The following is a 21,872-nucleotide window of genomic DNA, read 5'->3' as shown; positions in this document are numbered from 1 at the left end:
GTCCCGCAACAGGGGACCGATCCGCCGCGGACGATTACGATGGCCCGGTGATCGGTTCGCGGGGCTCTCGTGGGAAACAGTCGAAGGGGTGCCCAATGCGTGTATTGCTGATCGAGGACGAGCCGACGACCGCGAAGGCGATCGACACAATGCTCACCACCGAGGGCTTCAATGTCTATACAACGGATCTGGGCGAAGAAGGCCTCGATCTCGGCAAGCTTTATGATTACGACATCATATTGCTCGACCTCAATCTGCCGGACATGCACGGCTATGACGTGCTGAAAAAGCTGCGCACCGCAAAGGTGCAGACGCCCGTGCTGATCCTGTCGGGCATCTCCGAAATGGATTCCAAGGTCCGCTCGTTCGGCTTTGGCGCCGACGACTATGTCACCAAGCCGTTCCACCGCGACGAGCTGGTTGCGCGTATCCATGCGGTCGTCCGCCGCTCGAAGGGCCACAGCCAGAGCGTGATCAAGACCGGCAAGCTCGCGGTCAATCTCGACACCAAGACGGTCGAAGTCGACGGCGTGCGTGTGCATCTGACCGGCAAGGAATATCAGATGCTGGAGCTTTTGAGCCTTCGCAAGGGCACCACGCTGACGAAGGAAATGTTCCTCAATCATCTCTATGGCGGGATGGACGAGCCGGAACTCAAGATCATCGACGTCTTCATCTGCAAGCTGCGCAAGAAACTCGCGCTGGCCTGCGGTGGCGAAAATTATATCGAGACGGTCTGGGGCCGCGGCTATGTGCTGCGCGACATCGACGACGACGGCAACGAAGTACGCCGCGTCGCCTGACGCCTCTTCTGTCTGGTCGAGCAAAGCCGGTGCGGAGCGATCCGCGCCGGTTTTTCTTATGCGTGAGGGACGTTCTTAGCCGCTCTTATTCGTGACGATGTTGTTCTTGGGGAAGATCAATCGTTGGCGGCAGCGGGCGTTTGAGCAGGCCGAGTGCCTCCGCTGCGTCTTTCATCGCGTGGGATCGAGAGGCTTGCGGGTTTGATGGAGGGGCTCGGACGTTCAGCGGCACGGCCGCACTGGCTATGTCGGGGCGGGCCTGAGGGCGGCGGCGATGATCCGGAACAGGGCGGCGTCGGGACAGGCGGAAGCGAAGGCGACCCGGATGCGGGAGGCGGTCTCGATGACGCGTGCGGCGACTTTGAGGAGCCGCAGGCGCAGGGTCGCGAACTCAGCGTTGGCAAGCGCGGCTGCCTTGGGGATGGCCTGCTGGATGCGCCACATCAGCCAGAATGCGGCGGTGTGCAGGATCAGCCGCATCTGATTGGCGTTGGCTGATCGGCATGACGTGCGATCGCTGGCGAGCTGGGCCTTGTGCAACTTGATGAGGTTTTCGGCCTGGCCGCGGGCGCAGTAGAGTGTGTCGTAGATGTGCTCGGCCGAGCCCTGCTCGAGCGAGGTGACGACGTAGCGGATATCCATGCCGAGCGTGCTGGCCTCGATCCGGGCGACGACACGGCGCTGGCATTTCCAGCTTTTCGCCCCGTAGCGGGTCTGGGCATAATTTCGCAGGACCACGTGCTGTTCCTCGGCCCGCTTGACCGCGCAGGCATCGGCAATCTTCACGATCTGTGGATCGGCGCGCAGCACAGCGTTGGTGGGCAGGCCGAAGACATAATCGATGCCCTGTGCCTCGCAGAAGTTCATGACCTCGGGTCTGCCGTAGTGGCCGTCGCCCCGGATCGTGATGTGGGTCGTGGGCCAGTGCCTCTGGATCTGCCGCACCAGGCGACGGATATGGCCCGCGGCCTCCGCGCCGCTCGGCGTCTTGCCGGTGCGCAGCAGCATGGCGACCGGCCGCCCCGTTGCCGTGTCGTAGACGTGGATCGGCAGGAAACAGCGCTCACCGTGATGCCCGTTCCAGAACGATAACTGCTGGTAGCCGTGCACGACATCGCAGGTGTCATCGATGTCCAGCGTCACCGCCTCGGGCGGGGATGGATAACTGGCGCAGTAGATGTCGACCATCGCGGCCATCATGCGGGCCAGCTCGCGCGTGGTGGGTGCGTTTTCCCAGCGGCTCATCGTCGGTTGGCTGGCAAGGCCCGCGCCCGAACCCGGTAGCTTGCCCAGCGCCAGGCGGAAGCCGGGATCGTCACGCAGGGCGTCGAGGTCGTCGGCGTCCTCGTAGCCGCAGGCAATCGCCAGAACCCGAGCCCGCAGGATGTCATCCAGCTTGTGGACCACCCGCGAAGGATCGCGCCGATCGGCGATGCAGGTGGCCAGCTGCCTGCAGATGTCCATCTCGCGCTCGGCCTGCGCCAATAGCAGAACCCCGCCGTCCGACGTGATGCGACCGCCGTCGAAGGCAGCCGTGACTTTCTTGCGTTGGACCGCTGGGAATCGAAATGAGCTTGAGGTAACGTCGGTCATGGCGGGTGTAGCCTATGGCAATTTCTGTCCCGGAGCAGGGACGGCTTAGACACCCAATTTCTTACTTCAGAACAGAGCTTTACGCTACTCCCGCCTACCGCTCAGACACCCCTTGGTGCATAAGAGCGGCTATCGTTGTTGCTCGAGATGTTCTCTGACACCTTGGATATGGGCTCTGCAGAGCTCCCCGGCCCGTCGCTCATCACCCGCAAGGACGGCTCCGGAAATCGCACCAAGTTCGCGCGCGTGACGACGCCAGATAGCCGCGAACCCGAACTGCGCCCGAAGCACATGGACGCGGACCTGAGAAATCAGGCGCGCAAGCTCGGGATTTCCCGACACCTCGCCAATCGCCCCGAAAAAACGGCGCCGAGCCGCAACGAAGGCAGGATTCCCACCTGCAGAAAGCGCTTCCTCGAATTCTTCAGCTATTTTCGTAAGAGGGTCCGGCGACGCGCCCGCAGCGATATTGCGCGCTGCGCTCCGAGCCGCGAGATCGAACAGTATCTCGGTGACCTCGAGGGTCTTGATACCCTCATCAACATCGAGACGTGCGATCGCGGCACCCCGATTGGGCGTAATCTCGACCACACCCCGCCCCGCCAATTCCTGGAGAGCGATGCGAACGGGCTGCCGTCTCGCCCCAAAACGAAGGCAAAGATCCGCTTCGACAAGCCGCTGTCCAGGAAGAATCTCCCCGAGCTCCAGACCCGACAAAATGCCGTGCGCAACGAAGCGGGCGATTTCGATTTGACTGGCTTTGCGTCCTTCATTGGTCCCAATTGGAGTGGCTGCCGTGCGCATGGCCAAAGCTAAAAGCCGACCGGTGTTTTTGTCAACGAGATTGTATACAATGCAAACTCACGCGGCAATCTTTCTGCCAGCGCAGGGCTATGCGCGCGCAGGAGGTCTCCCTGCCAATGTCCTCACGACGAACAAGTCAACATGTCCGTTGAACGGTTCCCCCCTCGCTCGGCGGGGTGATCGACCCGCTGATTGCGTCAAGAGTTTCCACCTGCGGCGGAGCCGCTATCAGTGGAGCGAGCTTGCCGCCAATCAGCGCAAAATGGGGCGTGGTGCGATGCGCGTCGAGCGCTGCTTGATCGGCATATATCTCAAACAGCTTGATGACGTCGGCGTCCGATCGGGATCGACACACCTCATAGAAGAGGCATCCGGGCTCATGCGCGGTCACCAGCGCGGCCGCCTCAGACATAACTGCGAGCAGCGCGTCGCCTTGGCCCGGCTTTGCTTTCAACTCGGCGATAATTCCTATCATGACATTCTCCATCCATGTTGTTCTTCAGAAACGTGCACCGTGACCCTGTCGCGTGCGGGCCCGTGAAGAGCAGGCCGAGCGCGTCGGCGCCCCTAACCATTTGCTTCGCACGCCGCGCCGCACATTGAATCGATATCTGCGCTCTTCGTGAGGGCGCCCGCATAGGCCTTGAAGCCCATGGTCAGAATGATTGCCGCCAGCGGCAGCGCGACGCCCGTCACCAGAGCAATCGAATAACGCAGCGCGCCATCGTAACCGAACAAATGGTCGGTGGTCAGCGCCATCAGCATCGGCCCGAAGCCAAGCCCGACCAGATTGACGATGAAGAAATAGAGCGCAGTCACGCGGGCGCGATATTCATTGGGGGTGATCAGCTGAAGCGCGACCGTGCCGACCCCGTGCATGGTCAGCATCGGAAAGGCGACAGCGAGCAGAACGAAGGCGGGCACAGGCCCCGGCATCAGCGCCGCAGCGAGGAGCGGCGGACCGCCGAGCAGGATCGACAGCCGCATCACGCGGAGGTGCGCGTCGGCGACACCCTGCCCGAACATCCGGTCAGCGAGCGACCCACCCGCCACGAGCCCCGCCGCGCCGCCGGTTGCCATGATGATCCCGAACCACAAGCCCGCCGTCGACACGTCCATGCCATAGGTGCGCGCGAAGAAGGTCGGCACCCAGGCGATCACGCCATACATCACCAATCCGATTAGCGACATGCCCGCGAACAGCGCACCCAGCACGACACGTTGCGCCTTTAGGTGCGCAAGGAAGCCCGGTGCAGCCCCGTCTCCCGTCGCCACGGCCTTGACGCTTCCCCGACGCACGGGTTCGCGAATGGTGAGAAGCAGCAAACAGACCAGTAGGCCCGGCGCCGCGACCCAGAGGAAGATTGTGCGCCACGCCTCGACTGGGCCGATCAGTGGCAGTTTCACCACCGGCGCTGCGAGCACCGCCTGGACGACAAATGAACCAAGAATCATCGCGATCCCCGAACCGAGCGGGACGCCGATCGAATAGATCGCCATCGCACGCGCCAGCCGGTCGCGGGGGAAGACGTCGCTGAGCATCGAATAGGCCGCGGGCGATAAGGCCGCTTCGCCGACTCCCACCCCCATGCGCGCGAGGAATAGCGTGGCATAGCTTCCCGCAAAGCCGCATCCGGCCGTCATCAAGCACCACAAAGCCACCCCGACGAGGATTAAATTCCGCCGATTCCAGCGGTCGGCGATCCACGCAATGGGAAGCCCGAGCAATGTATAGAAGAGCGCGAATGCAAGCCCGATTAGAAGGCTGACCTCGGTATCCGAGATGTCGAGCGCGGTTCGAATCGGCGCGACGAGCAGGCTCAGGATCATCCGGTCAACGAACGATAGGGTATAGGCGATCAGCAGGACGGCAACGACGTACCACCCATAGGCAGGGCGCGGCCATCGATGGGATTCTGCCGCTTCGGTGCCCGTCGTCATAGCTCCCATCTCCCGCTCATCGCTCGCTCTTGCGCAGCAAGTCAGCCTGTTATATATAATTAGTTACTTAGAAAACTAAGTAAATTTGTAACCGAGTCAAGCGTGATCGGGATGCAAAAGAACAAACGTGCTGGGAGAAGAGAAATGGCGAAAATCGGAAGCAAGCGGTGTGCCCTGCTTTTGTCGGGAGTGGCGATAGCCATCGCGCCCGAAATCGCAGCGGCGCAGGACGTCGCGGATACCAGCGGCGACATCATCGTGACCGCCCAGCGCCAGGAGCAGCGACTGCAGGACGTGCCGGTGTCGGTCACCGCCTTCGGCGCCGAACAGCTCCGCGACAACAGCATCGAAACGGTGCAGGATATCGCCATCCGCACTCCGGGCCTCGCGGTCAGTGCGGTCGATCCGGTCAACACCAACTTCGCGATGCGCGGCATCGGCAGTCCGCCGGGCATCAGTCAGAATGCCGGCGGTGACCCGTCGGTCGTCGTGTTCATCGACGGCGTGTATGCGGGCCGCGGCGGCACCCCCGACCTCGACTCGCTCGATCTCGAACGGGTCGAGGTGCTGCGCGGACCGCAAGGGACATTGTTCGGGAAGAACGCCATCGGCGGCCTCGTCCAGTTCATCAGCCGTAAGCCGACCGACGAGGAAAGCTTCTATTTCGAGGGCACCTACGGCAATTATAATCGCTTCGGCGTAACCGCGCGCGGCAATATGGCCCTCACTGACAAAGTCTATCTGGCGGCCGGACTCTCGCACAAGCAGCGCAACGGCTTCGAATATAACGAGACGACGGGCAACGACGTCAACGACCTCAACCTGACGACAGGCCGTGTCGCCCTGCGCTTCGTCCCCACCGAGACCCTCGACCTCATCTTGCGCGCTGACGTCTCTCATCAGGACCAGAAGGGCAATCCGCGCCACAATAATTGCGATACGAGCTTCAACGGCGGCATTCACTGCGTCGGGATCAACCCCAATCCGCGCGTTGTGAACGCCTATATCGACGGCGAGGTCAAACGGACGATACAGACCTATTCGGCCGAGGCCAATCTGGACCTGCCCATCGGCACGCTGACCTCGCTCACCGCTCTCCGCAAGGTGAAGTTCAATTTCGTTACCCCCTTCTTCAGCAACCCGATCAATCCGCCCAACCAGATCGAATCGACCAGCTTCGGGCAGGAAGATAACAGCCAGTTCAGCCAGGAACTGCGGCTGAGCTTCGACGCATTCGACGGCAAGCTGAAGGGACAGACGGGCGTCTATTATCTCAAGGAAAACAATGATCGCGTCGAAGGTCAGATTCAGGATTTCCCAACCCCGGCAGGATCGGGCACCGGTATCTATCCGCAGTCGGTCAATGCGCGCAGCGTCGCCGTTTTCGGTCAGCTCGATTACGAGATTGTCCCTTCGCTGATCGCAACGGTCGGCGCGCGCATGACGTGGGAACGCAAAAGCGGCCGCTTCGCGGGCTACAAGGCCGACGATGGGCCGGGCCTGCCGCCGCCACTGGGATCGCTTGAAGGCTATGACGTCACGGGCAAGAAGAGCTGGAAGGCCTTCACCCCCCGCTTCGCGCTCAATTGGAAGGCGACCGACGACGTGCTTCTCTATGGCTCGGTCGCGCGCGGTTACAAGAGCGGCGGGTTCCAGGGGCTCTCGGGGACTGCGGCAGGCGCCTCGACCCCCTATGATCCCGAATTCGCGTGGAGCTATGAAATAGGCGCAAAGAGCGACTGGTTCGACCGCCGTCTGCGGCTCAACATCGCAGCATTCCGGACCAACTATTCGGACCTGCAGATCTCGCAGCTCATTCCCCTGTGCTGTGTCGTCGTCAGCAATGCGGCCAAGGCGCGGATCAAGGGGATCGAAGTCGAGGCCGTGGTCCGGCCCTTCGACGGCTTCAAGCTCGACGGCAGCTATGCTTGGCTCGATGCGAAGTTCACCGAATATACGATCCCGGGACAGAATTACACCGGCAACCAGTTGCCGCGCTCGCCGAAGAATAAATTCAATATCGGCGGCCAGTATGAAGTACCTTTCGGCGACCTGTCGGCAAAGCTCCGGGTTGATTACAGCTGGGTGGATGACGCCTTTTTCGAGGCGTCGAATATCCCGCAACAGCTTTGGCCGAGTCACGAGAATCTCGACGCAAGGCTTTCGCTGTCGGGGCCGGAAGATCGCTGGGAACTGTCCTTCTGGGGCAAAAATCTGACCAATGAACTGACGCCGACTTATATCACCTATTTCGGCGCATTTCGCCAGATCCTGACACCCTACGCGCCCCCGCGCACCTATGGCGCGACAATCGCGTTCAAGATCTGACCCGTGGCGCGGCGGTTCGCCGCCGCGCCATCGCACCCCTTTCGAAAGAACAATCGATGGAAGAGCCTCGTTTCCGCTTTCTCTGTTCGTATCGCGCGACCTTCACAGAACCTCAACAAATGGTAGGCAAGGCGCATTTCGGGCGCCGGATGATCGCAGCGCTGACCGGCGGAGAGGTCGAAGGCGACCGGCTACGCGGGCGGGTGATGCCGAGCGGAGGCGACTGGGCGACGATCGACGACAATGACACCCTGCGCCTCGATGCGCGGATCACGATGGAAACACACGACGGCGCGCTGATCTACGTTTCCTATCGCGGGATTCTGCGACCGCTCTCCGCCGCCCACAAGCATGCGCGCAATGGCGGACCCCAGACGCCCGAGGAAAAGGCCGAAGTCTATTTCCGGACGACACCGATGTTCGAAACCGGCGACGAGCGCTACGCTTGGTTGAACGACATCGTTGCCGTGGGCCTTGGCGCCAGCATCGGCGGCGCGGTGCGATATGACGTGTTCGAGCTGCTGTAGTTGGCAACGACCAAGTCCGCGCGCCCGCCGTAACCGCCGGCGGGCATGAGTGTGTTTGCCAAGCCCGCCCCCCGGGGGCGTCCCGCGCCTTTCAGACAGAAGGCCGGCGCCCCCAGGACGCGCAAATGCGATCAGAACGACAGCGATCCCAAAAATGTATCGCCCGAATATACCAAGTGCGACGCCCGACGAGTGCTAGCCGCTCTTATTCGTGACGATGTTGTTCTTGGGGAAGATCAATCGTTGGCGGCAGCGGGCGTTTGAGCAGGCCGAGTGCCTCCGCTGCGTCTATTTCATCGCGTGGGATCGAGAGGCTTGCGGGTTTGATGGAGGGGCTCGGACGTTCAGCGGCACGGCCGCACTGGCTATGTCGGGGCGGGCCTGAGGGCGGCGGCGATGATCCGGAACAGGGCGGCGTCGGGACAGGCGGAAGCGAAGGCGACGCGGATGCGGGAGGCGGTCTCGATGACGCGTGCGGCGACTTTGAGGAGCCGCAGGCGCAGGGTCGCGAACTCAGCGTTGGCAAGCGCGGCTGCCTTGGGGATGGCCTGCTGGATGCGCCACATCAGCCAGAATGCGGCGGTGTGCAGGATCAGCCGCATCTGATTGGCGTTGGCTGATCGGCATGACGTGCGATCGCTGGCGAGCTGGGCCTTGTGCAACTTGATGAGGTTTTCGGCCTGGCCGCGGGCGCAGTAGAGTGTGTCGTAGATGTGCTCGGCCGAGCCCTGCTCGAGCGAGGTGACGACGTAGCGGATATCCATGCCGAGCGTGCTGGCCTCGATCCGGGCGACGACACGGCGCTGGCATTTCCAGCTTTTCGCCCCGTAGCGGGTCTGGGCATAATTTCGCAGGACCACGTGCTGTTCCTCGGCCCGCTTGACCGCGCAGGCATCGGCAATCTTCACGATCTGTGGATCGGCGCGCAGCACAGCGTTGGTGGGCAGGCCGAAGACATAATCGATGCCCTGTGCCTCGCAGAAGTTCATGACCTCGGGTCTGCCGTAGTGGCCGTCGCCCCGGATCGTGATGTGGGTCGTGGGCCAGTGCCTCTGGATCTGCCGCACCAGGCGACGGATATGGCCCGCGGCCTCCGCGCCGCTCGGCGTCTTGCCGGTGCGCAGCAGCATGGCGACCGGCCGCCCCGTTGCCGTGTCGTAGACGTGGATCGGCAGGAAACAGCGCTCACCGTGATGCCCGTTCCAGAACGATAACTGCTGGTAGCCGTGCACGACATCGCAGGTGTCATCGATGTCCAGCGTCACCGCCTCGGGCGGGGATGGATAACTGGCGCAGTAGATGTCGACCATCGCGGCCATCATGCGGGCCAGCTCGCGCGTGGTGGGTGCGTTTTCCCAGCGGCTCATCGTCGGTTGGCTGGCAAGGCCCGCGCCCGAACCCGGTAGCTTGCCCAGCGCCAGGCGGAAGCCGGGATCGTCACGCAGGGCGTCGAGGTCGTCGGCGTCCTCGTAGCCGCAGGCAATCGCCAGAACCCGAGCCCGCAGGATGTCATCCAGCTTGTGGACCACCCGCGAAGGATCGCGCCGATCGGCGATGCAGGTGGCCAGCTGCCTGCAGATGTCCATCTCGCGCTCGGCCTGCGCCAATAGCAGAACCCCGCCGTCCGACGTGATGCGACCGCCGTCGAAGGCAGCCGTGACTTTCTTGCGTTGGACCGCTGGAAATCGAAATGAGCTTGAGGTAACGTCGGTCATGGCGGGTGTAGCCTATGGCAATTTCTGTCCCGGAGCAGGGACGGCTTAGACACCCAATTTCTTACTTCAGAACAGAGCTTTACGCTACTCCCGCCTACCGCTCAGACACCCCTTGGTGCATAAGAGCGGATAGCGTTTGCGGCCGTAGTGGCCGGGCAGCGGCTGGGGTTGCGTGAGACCCGGCCGCCATGCCGAAACCTTGGGCGGCGGCATGATCTGGAAGTCGGCATGGCTGTCCGCGGCCACCAGCGTATCGGAATGCGCAGCGCGGAGCCGGCCGGGAAAGATCTCGGCATCGGTTTCGAGCCCGAACCGGTGGTCGACGACCCAGCGGACGGTGCCCATCATCGGATCGTGCCCGGGGAGGAACAGCGTTACCCGTTCGCCAAGATTGAGGGTGTGCGGCGCCTTGCCGCCAATCCCCGTCTGCGACACGTTGCGGATCGTGACGTCAAATTGTCCGAAGCGCGAACAGGCGAGCGCAGCCTTCACCAGGCGCGACTGGCGCGGCTGGCGCTTGTCGTCCGCTCCTGCGGAATCGGATCCGGTCTCGATATCAGACATGCGCAACCCATAGCTGCCGTCCGGTCCCCCACGTCCGGATGGCGATTATTGTCCCAAGGACCGGTATAAACAAGGAAGGTAAATATTCGGTCATCATTCGCGGACACCTCGCACGCAAAGAGCCCGCCTGCCGATCGGCAGGCGGGCTCCCTTGCACCTCCTGGCAGCTTAGCGCAGACCCGAAAGCTTCAGATCATGGATGCGGCCGTAACGGATGTCGCAGCTGAACTTGCCCTTGTCGTAGTAGCCTCCGCGGCCCCAGCGTCCGCCGTAACCGTCGCGGACCACGATGCGGCCCTTTATCTTGTATCCGTCGCGCTTGCGGTCAACGCTCGTCACCTGGGTGACGTCGGCGCGGCCATAGCGGCTTGCGCTGCGCTGGGCTGCGCGGACGCACTGGTCAACCGCGGTGCGGCTGTTGCCATAGCGGCCATAATCATAGCCATAGCCGTAGCGCGGATCGTTGTAGCGGGCGCGATAATCATTGCGATCATTGTCCGAGGACAGGATCGCCGCGAGCCCGCCGAGCACCACGGCTCCGGCGATGATCTCGCCTGCGCTGATGCCGTCGCGGTCATAACGGTCGCGCGCCATTGCAGGTGTGGCGCTCATCAAGGCGCCGGCGGTGGCCACACCAATTGCGGCCTTGGTCAAAGACGTTTTGATCATCTCAGCCATGGTTCGGTCTCCTTCACCGTCAGGCAGCGCGAACTCGCAGCCTGTTGAAGATGAATTACCAGCGCGGGGGTGACGGGGCGCTGAACCCCTTGCTTATCTGAGGTTCAGCCGTCGTTGGCTGGCGTTCATCTTCGCCCGTGTGTCAACGGGCCAGCCGGAACGAGGCCCGTCCTGCGGGGAGCTTCGATCAGACAGCGGACGCAAGGGGTCAGCCGAAGCTGACATCGATCACGCGGCCGCCTCGATAGCTGCAGGTAAAGCTGCGCACCGGACCGTCTGCCTCCGAAACCGTGCCGGTGACAGAAAGGCCGCGGGGGCCGGGACGCACGTCGGTGATGCTTTCGACGCGCGCGCCCTCGCCGAGTTCGCCTTCGGCTGCCCAGCTGCAGGCATCGCTCGCGCGCGCTTCGGCTTCGCCCGACCCATAGGCGCCGTCCTCATAAGGGCGCACGTCACGCCGCTCGTAATCGGCATCTTCGCGCGGGTCATCGCGATAGGGTGGTTCATACCGGTGATCGCGGTCGCGCTTCGGCTTGCTCGCAGCGCTTGCGATCGCAGCGATCGCACCGATCACGAACAGACCGCCGATCACGTCGCCGGCATCGATCCGGTCATGATGGCGGTGACCCCAGCCGCCGTGGCGGCCGCGCGCTTCGGCGGGCGCGGCGCTGAGCCCGATGGTGGTGACGAGGACCGCGGCGGCGGTGGCGAAGCCGGTCAATCTGCGCATCTTCGGAGGACTCCATGGCGGGCGACGGACACTCCGGCCCGCAATGGCGACGCCCATAGCCGCCGCTAGCTTTCGCGCGGCTGAACCGTGACAAAAGAGCCTGCTCCATCTTGCTGAGAAGATTAACGAACGCCACCATAGTCGCCGTCAAAATGGCAAGCTCAACTGGCGTCGGAGCCCTTGTAAGCAAAATGAGCCTTTCGCATCTGCTTGGTCAGGTTGAAGACGGTTGTATAAGGACGGCGTGGCGGCGTGCCCTCTTTCTCTCGAAGCGCTAGGCGGTAAACTCATAAACTGAGTTGCGCGAGGCGGCAGTGATTGATTCAAGGCTCGGGAAAGGAGTCTTGGAGATGCGTCGCCGTTTTGAGCTGACAGATTTCGAATGGTCTGTGATCGAGCCGCTGCTTCCGAACAAGCCGCGGGGCGTGCCACGTGTGGATGATCGCCGGGTGATCAACGGGATATTGTGGCGGTTCCGCACAGGCAGCCCCTGGGCGGATATTCCGGAACGCTATGGTCCACACACCACCTGCTACAATCGCTTCGTGCGCTGGCGCAAAGCCGGTGTGTGGGATCGGCTGCTGACGGCAGTTTCCCATGCCTTCGACGGCGAGTTGGTGATGATCGACAGTTCCTCCATCCGGGTCCACCAGCACGGTGCGACCTTAAAAAGGGGGACCCAAATCGCTGCATGGGACGTTCCCGCGGCGGTTTGACGACCAAGATCCACGCACTGGTTGATGGACGAGGCCTGCCGATCCAGCTGCACTTGTCCGAAGGACAGGCGAGCGATTGCAAACAAGCTGATCCGCTGCTCGGCGCCGTGCCGGAAGGCAGCACCTTCCTCGCCGACAAGGCCTATGACAGCGACGCCATCCGCGCGCGGATCACAGCACAAGGCGGCTTCGCCAACATTCCCGCCAAGCGCAATCGCAGGCAGGGCTTTGTGTTCAGCACCTTCCTCTACCGATATCGCAACCTGATCGAACGCTTCTTCGGAAAACTCAAACACGCCAGAGGCTTGGCCACCCGATACGACAAGCGAGCCGACAACTTCCTCGCCGCCATCAAGCTCTTCTCAGCACGCCTCTGGATCAACGCTTATGAGTCCACGGCCTAGCACTACTTTGGCAGATTATTCGGATCGGTCGCTGTAACCAGTTTATTGCAGTGAGGGCAGATCGTCGGTGGCGGTCTTGCGAAGAGGTTGATTATCGCCTGCCTGACGGCAGGCATGGTCGGTTGCGGCGGCGGTCCCGAGTTTCTTTTTTTTCCGCCCCGCTGCGCTTAGACGGCGGGACTGAAGAAAGGCATAGGCGATCATCGTCATCAGCGCGTGTCGGTGTAGTCCGGTCCATGATCGGCCCTCAAAGTGGTCGAGACCGAGTTCCTCCTTCAGCTGCTGATGCGCCTGCTCGCAGATCCACCGCGCCTTGATGGCACCGGCGAGCGCCTTGATCGGCGTGTCGGCTGGCAAGTTCGAGAGATAGTATTTTTGCTCTCCGCTTTCGCGCCGTTCCCCCACCAGCCAGACTTCCTCCTCGCTGGGCATGGCCTGGACCCGCCCGTCACTCATGCGGTGCCTGTGGCCATCGGCCACCCGGACGCGGCATGCCGCAAATTTACAGGTCAGCTTGCCTTTGGTCCCGCGTCGCCAGCTGATTTTCTTCCATTTTTCTTCTCCCAGCATCTTTTCGGCAGAAACGGCGGTGCGGTCGGGGACGTGATATTTGCGGCGCCTGCCTGTTGCTGCCTCGGGAAAGATCAGCCCGGTGTCTGCCGGATAGACATTCTGACGCCGTGACATGCCCACCGCCCACCGCAAACCACGCTCGCTCAGAGCCTGGCGGAAGGGGCCGCTCGCCCCGTAGCCGGCGTCGGCTAGAACGCAGCCGAACCGAGTGCCCGAGGCAATGACCCGATCGATCTCCTCGATAGCGATCTCCGGCTTTGTGCGAGCGACTTGTCGCTCCTGGGGGACACGGGCGCGCTCCATGCGGGGGGCGTCGTCCGTCCAGCTTTCAGGCAAAAAGAGCCGCAGGCCCACCATCACCGGAACCTCCCCGGACGCTAGCGTCACCGAAACGAGGGATTGGCAGTTCGAGGTCTTGCCAAGGGAGGAGGCGTATTGCGCAGCCACGCCGACCGAATGACGGCCCTTCTTCGGCAAGGCAGTATCGTCAATGACCAGATATCCCGCTTCGTCTCCAACCAGACGATCGGCTTCCTTCAGAAGAACAGCCTCGAGCGGCGCACTATCCCACACCCCGTCCGCGACGAAATGATGCAGTTGGTCGTAGCCAAACTCACCATCACGAGCCGCCATCGGCTGCACGCTCTTGCGGTCACCGGGGCCGATCAATCCCGCGATATAGGCCGGGCACACACGCTTCCGCGCCTTGTGCCGCAACGCCGACAAAAATGGCGTCAGCCAAACCTCAAGATCATTGCGCCAATCCTCTGACATCGCCAGCCTCCATAAAAGCTGGCTCCCCATGAATCAGGGAAATCTCCTTTTGGGAATCCCAAAAATCACATTTCTGCCAAAGTAGTGCTAGTTGTGCCTCAGCTCGTTTTTCTGCGTCTTCGACCTTTGGCATCAATTTGCTAAAATCTGCCGATTTCTTTCCTTTTGGATCATAATCATCGCATATTTTTGCCAGCGCTGCCTGAACCTGACGTCGGTCGTCCGGACGGTCGAAGTTGTCGAAATGAAGTAAGAGCCAGACTTCAAAGCATGGATCCGAAAACGCTACCTGCACACTCGATGCATGGCATTTTTCAATCGCTTCGGGCACCTTCGGGTGCTCATCACGATCAAAGACTGCCCAAACCTGATCGCCTTCTTCGAAGGAGGACCTCCGTCCTCGGCCGCGCCTCATAGTTGTTGCGCGCTCGCAAGCTTTTTCGGCAATCGTCATCGGAACGCCCGCCGCGTCAATTACCTCCAAGTCTACCAGCGCACCCAAAAGGTTGCGACGAACAGCTTGGAAATATTGCGGCTCGGTGTTTTTTCCCTCGCTATAGATAATGAACTTCTTTTTGGGTGCGCGTTTGGGAGTGGCGCGTCGGAGGGATCTGCGCTGCCTCATTGCCGGGCTTCAAACAGCGTTACGAGGTCACTCGCATGTGGGATCGCACCATAACGGCCTTCAAGGTATCCTTGCTCGAAATTGTCGGTCGGCCTCGACTTGATATCGGACAATGGGAAAAGATGCGACGCGCCCGCGTCATCTTTTTCACAAAACCAAATCTGGTCACGACGCAATCTCGATAGGCTTAGCAAGTTTGTATCGTGCGTCGTGGCGATCAGCTGAGCGCCTTTCCGATTAATCTTCGGATTTTCGAAAAGCGCCATAATCTGCGCAGCAGCGAACGTATGAAGACTAGCATCGAGTTCGTCAATTACGACAAGATTTCCTTCATCGAGTGCCTTAAATACGATATTCATCATAAGAACGAGCCGTCTCGTCCCTGAGCTTTCACGTTCGAGACCAAAGTAGCATGGCTCCCCAGAGATGCTGGAATGAGCAAATTCAATTGCGACATCACGGGAACGATCCGGATGTTCGTCATCCATGGAGGCTGATTCTCCCATATGCTTGCGAGCAATAGCAACGAACTCCTTTGTCAGCATCCGAACTGACTCAGGGATTTCGATATCCGTTTGCCTGAATCCTGTGATTCCGGTGCCGATCGATTTCAAAAACTCAATCGTTCTCGGGTCCACTTGATCTTCTTTGAAGGCGTTATTGATCAATTCCTTAGCTACCGCGACATTCATACTGAATCGGGTCCGCCGGAAAAAGCCGACGATATGGCTTAATTCCTCGTGATCGTTCTGCGTTGCGGTCGAAATGAACAAGCTGTTAGGTCGCATGAGATCGACGAGAATCTTCTTCGGTCCCTTAAAGTGAGAGCCAAACTCAACCTTATTTCCGGTTCGCTCGAACAATCGCCGCCGTTTGCCTTCTGGGTAGGCATAAAGCCATTCGGCGGTGAACGCGTCGTCATCGCATTCAAAGCCGTATTGTAGCCGAATGCCTTCGACCACGAATTCAGCTTCGAGCATTGTCGTATCTGAAGCATGATCAGGATTGAGCCTGAACGGGACCCGGGGCACTCCCCCCTCGGGATTGCCGCGCGTGTGAGATTGAAGAATGGCGCGTTTCAGGAAGTTGAAGGCTTTCAAGAAGTTTGTTTTTCCCGATGCATTTGCGCCGTAGATTATCGCGCTCGGCAAAGCAGAAAGGTCAGTCCCGGGAATGGGCACTAAGCTGCACTCTGGACCTTTGAGACTAGAAGCGACGAGCGAGATTTCCTCGGTGTCGGCCAAGGAAAGGTAATTCTTGGCGCGGAATCTCAACAACATTTTTGCACTCCCGAGTCAGCGTAATGGTGAATTTATACCCGACTTAGGTGAATATTCTACCAAATTGACCAGAAAATTCAATGATAGTTCAATTTTTGCGGCGGTGTGCGCGATCAGACAACCCGCGGATGGTGCTGGACCTGGCCAAAGGACGTCGGATTGCAATCAGGTTTCAGCTTGGCAGCAAACCTTGCGCGTCCCGCCGAAAAGCCGTCAGTTCATAACAGGCTTTCAAAACTGTCCTGCATATTACTCGTTTCTGGCCTACTTTTTCGCAGTGAGCGGCCTAGCCGCTCTTATGCACCAAGGGGTGTCTGAGCGGTAGGCGGGAGTAGCGTAAAGCTCTGTTCTGAAGTAAGAAATTGGGTGTCTAAGCCGTCCCTGCTCCGGGACAGAAATTGCCATAGGCTACACCCGCCATGACCGACGTTACCTCAAGCTCATTTCGATTCCCAGCGGTCCAACGCAAGAAAGTCACGGCTGCCTTCGACGGCGGTCGCATCACGTCGGACGGCGGGGTTCTGCTATTGGCGCAGGCCGAGCGCGAGATGGACATCTGCAGGCAGCTGGCCACCTGCATCGCCGATCGGCGCGATCCTTCGCGGGTGGTCCACAAGCTGGATGACATTCTGCGGGCTCGGGTTCTGGCGATTGCCTGCGGCTACGAGGACGCCGACGACCTCGACGCCCTGCGTGACGATCCCGGCTTCCGCCTGGCGCTGGGCAAGCTACCGGGTTCGGGCGCGGGCCTTGCCAGCCAACCGACGATGAGCCGCTGGGAAAACGCACCCACCACGCGCGAGCTGGCCCGCATGATGGCCGCGATGGTCGACATCTACTGCGCCAGTTATCCATCCCCGCCCGAGGCGGTGACGCTGGACATCGATGACACCTGCGATGTCGTGCACGGCTACCAGCAGTTATCGTTCTGGAACGGGCATCACGGTGAGCGCTGTTTCCTGCCGATCCACGTCTACGACACGGCAACGGGGCGGCCGGTCGCCATGCTGCTGCGCACCGGCAAGACGCCGAGCGGCGCGGAGGCCGCGGGCCATATCCGTCGCCTGGTGCGGCAGATCCAGAGGCACTGGCCCACGACCCACATCACGATCCGGGGCGACGGCCACTACGGCAGACCCGAGGTCATGAACTTCTGCGAGGCACAGGGCATCGATTATGTCTTCGGCCTGCCCACCAACGCTGTGCTGCGCGCCGATCCACAGATCGTGAAGATTGCCGATGCCTGCGCGGTCAAGCGGGCCGAGGAACAGCACGTGGTCCTGCGAAATTATGCCCAGACCCGCTACGGGGCGAAAAGCTGGAAATGCCAGCGCCGTGTCGTCGCCCGGATCGAGGCCAGCACGCTCGGCATGGATATCCGCTACGTCGTCACCTCGCTCGAGCAGGGCTCGGCCGAGCACATCTACGACACACTCTACTGCGCCCGCGGCCAGGCCGAAAACCTCATCAAGTTGCACAAGGCCCAGCTCGCCAGCGATCGCACGTCATGCCGATCAGCCAACGCCAATCAGATGCGGCTGATCCTGCACACCGCCGCATTCTGGCTGATGTGGCGCATCCAGCAGGCCATCCCCAAGGCAGCCGCGCTTGCCAACGCTGAGTTCGCGACCCTGCGCCTGCGGCTCCTCAAAGTCGCCGCACGCGTCATCGAGACCGCCTCCCGCATCCGGGTCGCCTTCGCTTCCGCCTGTCCCGACGCCGCCCTGTTCCGGATCATCGCCGCCGCCCTCAGGCCCGCCCCGACATAGCCAGTGCGGCCGTGCCGCTGAACGTCCGAGCCCCTCCATCAAACCCGCAAGCCTCTCGATCCCACGCGATGAAAGACGCAGCGGAGGCACTCGGCCTGCTCAAACGCCCGCTGCCGCCAACGATTGATCTTCCCCAAGAACAACATCGTCACGAATAAGAGCGGCTAGATGGCCATCATCGCCCGGCGCTTCTCTGGGAGGTTTTCGCGCCGATAGGCGGCTTCGGTCTTGTTCGCGAAGGTATGCGCGAGGGCGGCTTCGGCGATTTCGCTCGGGTGGTTCGTCTCTTCGCTGACCCAATCGCGGAACGACGAATGGAAGCCGTGTGGGGTGTATGGTTCCCCCAAGTTCCCTCACCTTGTCTCTCCCGGCCGATCCATCCGGGACGAGGCCGTCGCAATAGCTGAAAAAGGCTGTCCAGTTGCGCGTGCGAGCGCGCGGCTTCGCTGCGTCATGAAGGCGCCCTGCAGGGCACGATTTTCATCCGCCGATGCTTGTGTTTTCGACAATTATGTGAGTAACTCCCCGCAAGGTCGCTTCCCGTTCCTTTGTGGTGGAAAGGAAACAAGGATGTCCGACGAGGAAAAACGAAACGGTCCCGATCGGCGATCGGGCGAACGGCGTGCCAGCGATGCTCCCGATTACAAGGGCAGCGAACGCCGCAAGGGCGAGCGGCGAAGCGGCAAGGATCGTCGCACGAGCTGATCAATCGGGCACCGCGCGCGAAGGAGAATTGCCGTGGCCCGGTCGCCCCGTCCCTTGCTCTCGGTCGACATCGTGTCCGACGTGATGTGCCCATGGTGCATCATCGGCTGGCTGAAGTTTGAAAAGGTCATCGCGCATTTTGCGGGACGGCTCGATTTTCGGGTCCAGTGGCATCCTTTCGAACTCAATCCCGACATGCCGCCCGGGGGAGAGGACGCAGTGGAACATGTGATCCGAAAATATGGCATCACGCCGGATCAGAGCCGGGCGAACCGCGACCGCCTGGCGAGAATCGCCGCCGATCTCGATTTCGCCTTCAACCGCCGACCGGGTTTCAGAATGCGCAACAGCTTCGATGCGCATCGCCTGTTGACCTGGGCAGGAGCCCTCGAGGAGCCCACTCAGGCAGGTCCAACCGGTGTGCAGACCGCGCTCAAGCTTGCGCTCTTTCGTGCCCATTTTACGGACAATCGCGATGTGAGCGATCATGATGTTCTGGCTGACGTTGCTGCGTCGGTGGGGCTCGCCGCCGACCGCGCAGCGGCAATCCTTGCCTCGGGCGACTTTGCCGAAATGGTGCGCACCGAAGAGGCTTATTGGGCTGACCAGAATATAACCGGCGTTCCCGCCTTCATTCTGGGCGGTCGGATGCTGATCCCCGGGGCGCAGGAACCCGAGGCCTTCATCCGCGTGATCGAGCGCAAGGTGCTCGCCGACGCTGCCTGAAGGAACAGCGGCGCGAAGCCGCGCGTTGAACCGGTATCCATCCTGAAGGAGCCGGCCATGAACGAGACAATTTCTCCATCCCCCGCGAGCGATGCCCGCGACCCCGGCGCGCCCGAGGCGGTCAACCGCGAGCAGCGCGACGACGAGAACCAGGGGCAAAGCGTTGCCGAGGACGCGCAAAGCGGCCGCAGGCTAGGTGACAGCGACAAGACGCCCTCGCAGGGGCCGGGCGACGACAGCCAGGATCTTGTGGACCATATGCGCCAGATGGAGCGGTCGGGGCGGATCGACATGGACGCCTATCGAGGCGAGCGCAGCGATGACGATGAGGAAGGCGAACTCGGCCCCGGCGGGATCGACGACGATGAACCCCGAGGGGCGCCCTGATACGAGGATCGTTTGAAGGGGAAAGGCCGGCGACAATTTGACCCGGCTCGTCGGGGAGCGTGGGAGCAGAACGCGATCTGGCGCGTATGATGAAGAGCTCGCGCGGCGAGACGCGCGGGCGGCAAGGAGAGAGACCATGGCCGAGCATGACCACAGCGCGATCAAGGAAAATATGAAGGTGGTGGGCGCGGACGGTGTTCACATCGGCACCGTCGACCATCTCGACGGCGAGCGGATCAAGCTCACCAAGAGCGACAGCCCACAGGCCGGGGATGGCGAAGGGGCGCGGCACCATTATCTGCCCGCCGGGCTAGTCGCCTCGGTGGATGGTGACACGGTGCGGCTCTCGGCAAGCGCCGCCAACGCTGCCGACCTCTTCGAGGAAGAAGGCTGACGAGAGTTTGACGAGATAATCAGAGGGCTGGATGCGCAATCGGGCGCTCCGGCACTGAAACTGGCCCGTCCCCACCCCCCGGGGCGGGCCATTTTCCTTTGGGAAGCGCGCAAGGTCCTCGCGATCGCTTCGTGCTTTTTCAACCCTCTCCCGCTATGGCCTTCTTCGATGAGGGATGCGGGGATGAGCGAGGACCGCCGTGCGGTGCGCGGCGGCGGGATACGAATGGCCGCGGCCGTGTTGCTCTTTGCTGCCGGTTTCGCGCTCGCCAACCGCTTTCAGCTCGTCCATTCGGTACTTTACCGTCTCGCCGCCGGCGACGCGGCAAGCGCCGCGTCGGCCTTCGCGTTCCTCGCCGCGCAAGCCGCGCTGCTGCTCGCCGCGACGTTGCTCTTCCCCCGGCGCTGGTTCACCGCGCTCCTCGCGCTTGCGGGCGCATCGATCCTCGTCAACCTCGGCTATGGGCAGGTGGTCGGGGCGCCGCTCGACGCCGCAACGCTCGGCTGGATGCTGGCCGAAGCGCGGCAGGCGGGGGCCGCAGCTGGCGAATTTGGCGCGCCGCTGCTCCTTGCCGGCGTGCAGGCGGCGCTGGCGCTGGCGCTGCTCGCGGCCGCGCGGGTGCTCGCACGGCGGAGCGGATGGCTTCCGGCCTCGCGGCGCGCACTGCCCGCCCTCCTGATCCTGCTCATTGTCCCTTGGCTTGCAACGCGCCTTCTTGGCCTCTGGCCCGAAAGCGCCGAGCGCAATCTTTACGGCCTTGGCTGGGATATTGTGACCGCCGAAGCGCCGCCGCCGCGCGCGGCGCCTGCGCTCCGGCCGACGAGCGAGGGGGCCGCGCTCGCGCCGCGCCATATCGTCTGGGTGATCGACGAGAGCGTTGCGCAGGCGCCGTTCGAGCGCATCATCGCGCCGCTGATCACTAATGTACCTCATCTCGATTTCGGGGTGGCAGCTTCGATGGCCAATTGCTCCGCCCCCGCGCATGTCGCGCTGCGATCGGGCGTCGATGTGCGCCGCGCCGGCCCCAAAACCGATTTGCGGCGTACGCCCTCGATCTGGGGCTACGCCCACGCGGCGGGCTACCGCACGCTGCTGATCGACGGGCAGACGAGCGGGGCGCCGCAAAATCTGCTGCTGCCGCCCGAGCGCGCCCTGATTGACACTGCCCTCTCGATGAAAGGGGGGATCGACACCGACCTTCAGATTGCCGACCGGCTGAACGCCGAGATCAAGCGCCCGGGGCGGACGTTCAGCTACGCGGTGCTGCGCGGGGTGCATTTCCAGTACCGCGACCATTATCCGCTGGGGACAATTCCCGCCGACGCGCCCGCCGCACGCCAATATGCGACCGCACTTGCCTGGTCGAAGCGGCGCTTCTTCGCACGGCTGCTCGCCGGGGTCGACCGCCGGGACGTCGCCATTGTCTATACCTCGGACCACGGGCAGAATCTGACGCCGGGCGCCTTGCCGCACTGCAGCCGCGAGCCCGTGGCAGACGAGTTTCGTGTGCCGCTGCTCGCCTTTCTTCCCGCGCGCTTCGCCGAGGCCTATGCCGAGGCGCCGCGCGGGGGACATTCGGCAAGCCAGATCCTGCCGGCAACGCTTGGATGGATGGGATATGACAAGGCTGTGGTCGCAGCGCGTTACGACAATGACCTGACGCAGCCTAGCGCGCGCTACGTCTGGTTTGGACGTGCGGTGATTCCGCTAAGGGCCGGGGACGAAGTGGAGGTGCACGCCGCAAAGCGCTTTCCGGGTATGGAGTGAAGGCGCCGGAGCCGTTGGGGGCTCCGGCGCCTTCATGCGCGGCCGGGGGGGGGATGGCCGCGCAGGGGC

The 21,872-nt window shown here is 62.1% G+C and carries 22 protein-coding genes; 10 read left to right on the top strand and 12 right to left on the bottom strand.

Features of this window, described 5'->3' with window-relative positions; translation table 11 throughout:
* The first annotated feature begins 95 nt into the window (after positions 1-95).
* Positions 96-803 (top strand): response regulator transcription factor CtrA, encoded by a 708-nt coding sequence (gene ctrA, locus LH20_RS13205; RefSeq protein WP_053554599.1) that lies wholly within the window; start codon positions 96-98, stop codon positions 801-803.
* A 243-nt stretch (positions 804-1,046) separates the two neighbouring features.
* Here the strand turns inward: ctrA and LH20_RS13200 are convergent, their stop codons facing one another.
* The 4 genes from LH20_RS13200 to LH20_RS13185 form a co-directional block, all read right to left on the bottom strand.
* The gene (locus LH20_RS13200) at positions 1,047-2,396 is read right to left on the bottom strand and encodes an IS1380 family transposase (RefSeq protein WP_053552723.1); all 1,350 of its coding nucleotides are present in this window, start codon (positions 2,394-2,396) and stop codon (positions 1,047-1,049) included.
* Between the two features lie 129 nt (positions 2,397-2,525).
* Positions 2,526-3,200: a GntR family transcriptional regulator gene (locus tag LH20_RS24415; protein WP_083455409.1), complete on the bottom strand. Its 675-nt coding sequence runs from the start codon at positions 3,198-3,200 to the stop codon at positions 2,526-2,528.
* Between the two features lie 136 nt (positions 3,201-3,336).
* The gene (locus LH20_RS13190; protein ID WP_083455594.1) at positions 3,337-3,675 is read right to left on the bottom strand and encodes a putative quinol monooxygenase; all 339 of its coding nucleotides are present in this window, start codon (positions 3,673-3,675) and stop codon (positions 3,337-3,339) included.
* A 92-nt stretch (positions 3,676-3,767) separates the two neighbouring features.
* Positions 3,768-5,141, bottom strand: coding sequence for an MFS transporter (locus tag LH20_RS13185; protein ID WP_053554597.1), 1,374 nt, complete (start codon positions 5,139-5,141; stop codon positions 3,768-3,770).
* 144 nt (positions 5,142-5,285) lie between these two features.
* On the opposite strand from LH20_RS13185, the gene LH20_RS13180 reads away from it, so the two are divergent.
* The gene (locus tag LH20_RS13180) at positions 5,286-7,469 is read left to right on the top strand and encodes a TonB-dependent receptor (RefSeq protein ID WP_053554596.1); all 2,184 of its coding nucleotides are present in this window, start codon (positions 5,286-5,288) and stop codon (positions 7,467-7,469) included.
* A 56-nt stretch (positions 7,470-7,525) separates the two neighbouring features.
* Positions 7,526-7,996, top strand: coding sequence for a DUF3237 domain-containing protein (locus tag LH20_RS13175; protein WP_053554595.1), 471 nt, complete (start codon positions 7,526-7,528; stop codon positions 7,994-7,996).
* 365 nt (positions 7,997-8,361) lie between these two features.
* On the opposite strand, the gene LH20_RS13170 is transcribed toward LH20_RS13175, so the two are convergent.
* The 4 genes from LH20_RS13170 to LH20_RS13155 form a co-directional block, all read right to left on the bottom strand.
* Positions 8,362-9,711 carry an IS1380 family transposase gene (locus LH20_RS13170; RefSeq protein ID WP_053552723.1) on the bottom strand — a complete coding sequence of 450 codons (1,350 nt, stop codon included), beginning with the start codon at positions 9,709-9,711 and terminating at the stop codon, positions 8,362-8,364.
* An 84-nt stretch (positions 9,712-9,795) separates the two neighbouring features.
* Positions 9,796-10,275: a PilZ domain-containing protein gene (locus tag LH20_RS13165; protein ID WP_053554594.1), complete on the bottom strand. Its 480-nt coding sequence runs from the start codon at positions 10,273-10,275 to the stop codon at positions 9,796-9,798.
* Positions 10,276-10,443: 168 nt separating this feature from the next.
* Positions 10,444-10,953 (bottom strand): hypothetical protein, encoded by a 510-nt coding sequence (locus LH20_RS13160; RefSeq protein WP_235526975.1) that lies wholly within the window; start codon positions 10,951-10,953, stop codon positions 10,444-10,446.
* Positions 10,954-11,161: 208 nt separating this feature from the next.
* Positions 11,162-11,683, bottom strand: coding sequence for a hypothetical protein (locus tag LH20_RS13155; protein ID WP_053554593.1), 522 nt, complete (start codon positions 11,681-11,683; stop codon positions 11,162-11,164).
* Between the two features lie 350 nt (positions 11,684-12,033).
* On the opposite strand from LH20_RS13155, the gene LH20_RS22970 reads away from it, so the two are divergent.
* Positions 12,034-12,803, top strand: a protein-coding gene (locus LH20_RS22970) for an IS5 family transposase (RefSeq protein WP_144423492.1) whose coding sequence is annotated in 2 segments (ribosomal slippage) — positions 12,034-12,349 and positions 12,349-12,803 — 771 coding nt in all. Because the reading frame shifts where the segments join, the coding sequence is not laid out codon by codon here.
* Positions 12,804-12,845: 42 nt separating this feature from the next.
* On the opposite strand, the gene LH20_RS13140 is transcribed toward LH20_RS22970, so the two are convergent.
* From LH20_RS13140 to LH20_RS13135, 3 genes are read right to left on the bottom strand one after another with little or no spacing between them, the layout of a single operon-like run.
* A complete protein-coding gene (locus LH20_RS13140) occupies positions 12,846-14,150 on the bottom strand; it encodes an IS701 family transposase (RefSeq protein WP_053552719.1) in 1,305 nt (434 codons plus the stop codon).
* A complete protein-coding gene (locus LH20_RS22965; RefSeq protein ID WP_083455406.1) occupies positions 14,128-14,775 on the bottom strand; it encodes an RloB family protein in 648 nt (215 codons plus the stop codon). The genes LH20_RS13140 and LH20_RS22965 overlap by 23 nt, the downstream gene beginning before the upstream one ends.
* Positions 14,772-16,055, bottom strand: a complete 1,284-nt coding sequence (locus LH20_RS13135; RefSeq protein WP_083455405.1) for an AAA family ATPase — start codon at positions 16,053-16,055, stop codon at positions 14,772-14,774. Before LH20_RS13135 ends, LH20_RS22965 begins: the two co-directional genes overlap by 4 nt.
* Before the next feature lie 419 nt (positions 16,056-16,474).
* Between LH20_RS13135 and LH20_RS13130 the strand changes: the two genes are divergently transcribed.
* Positions 16,475-17,824 carry an IS1380 family transposase gene (locus tag LH20_RS13130; protein WP_053552723.1) on the top strand — a complete coding sequence of 450 codons (1,350 nt, stop codon included), beginning with the start codon at positions 16,475-16,477 and terminating at the stop codon, positions 17,822-17,824.
* Positions 17,825-17,988: 164 nt separating this feature from the next.
* Here the strand turns inward: LH20_RS13130 and LH20_RS13125 are convergent, their stop codons facing one another.
* Positions 17,989-18,171 (bottom strand): hypothetical protein, encoded by a 183-nt coding sequence (locus LH20_RS13125; RefSeq protein ID WP_053554591.1) that lies wholly within the window; start codon positions 18,169-18,171, stop codon positions 17,989-17,991.
* A gap of 223 nt (positions 18,172-18,394) precedes the next feature.
* On the opposite strand from LH20_RS13125, the gene LH20_RS24210 reads away from it, so the two are divergent.
* The 5 genes from LH20_RS24210 (at position 18,395) to LH20_RS13105 (ending at position 21,803) form a co-directional block, all read left to right on the top strand.
* The gene (locus tag LH20_RS24210; RefSeq protein ID WP_268796076.1) at positions 18,395-18,529 is read left to right on the top strand and encodes a hypothetical protein; all 135 of its coding nucleotides are present in this window, start codon (positions 18,395-18,397) and stop codon (positions 18,527-18,529) included.
* 33 nt (positions 18,530-18,562) lie between these two features.
* A complete protein-coding gene (locus LH20_RS13120) occupies positions 18,563-19,255 on the top strand; it encodes a DsbA family oxidoreductase (RefSeq protein ID WP_235526974.1) in 693 nt (230 codons plus the stop codon).
* Between the two features lie 57 nt (positions 19,256-19,312).
* A complete protein-coding gene (locus LH20_RS13115) occupies positions 19,313-19,642 on the top strand; it encodes a hypothetical protein (protein ID WP_053554589.1) in 330 nt (109 codons plus the stop codon).
* Positions 19,643-19,778: 136 nt separating this feature from the next.
* Entirely contained in the window at positions 19,779-20,036 is a 258-nt protein-coding gene (locus LH20_RS13110; RefSeq protein WP_053554588.1) for a DUF2171 domain-containing protein, read from the top strand.
* A 183-nt stretch (positions 20,037-20,219) separates the two neighbouring features.
* Positions 20,220-21,803 (top strand): sulfatase-like hydrolase/transferase, encoded by a 1,584-nt coding sequence (locus tag LH20_RS13105; RefSeq protein ID WP_053554587.1) that lies wholly within the window; start codon positions 20,220-20,222, stop codon positions 21,801-21,803.
* Positions 21,804-21,872 lie beyond the last annotated feature (69 nt).

The organism is Sphingopyxis sp. 113P3 (assembly GCF_001278035.1).
Lineage (GTDB): Bacteria > Pseudomonadota > Alphaproteobacteria > Sphingomonadales > Sphingomonadaceae > Sphingopyxis.
The sequence above is the reverse complement of the archived record's forward strand: the minus strand, read 5'-3'. Positions and strand labels throughout refer to the sequence as shown.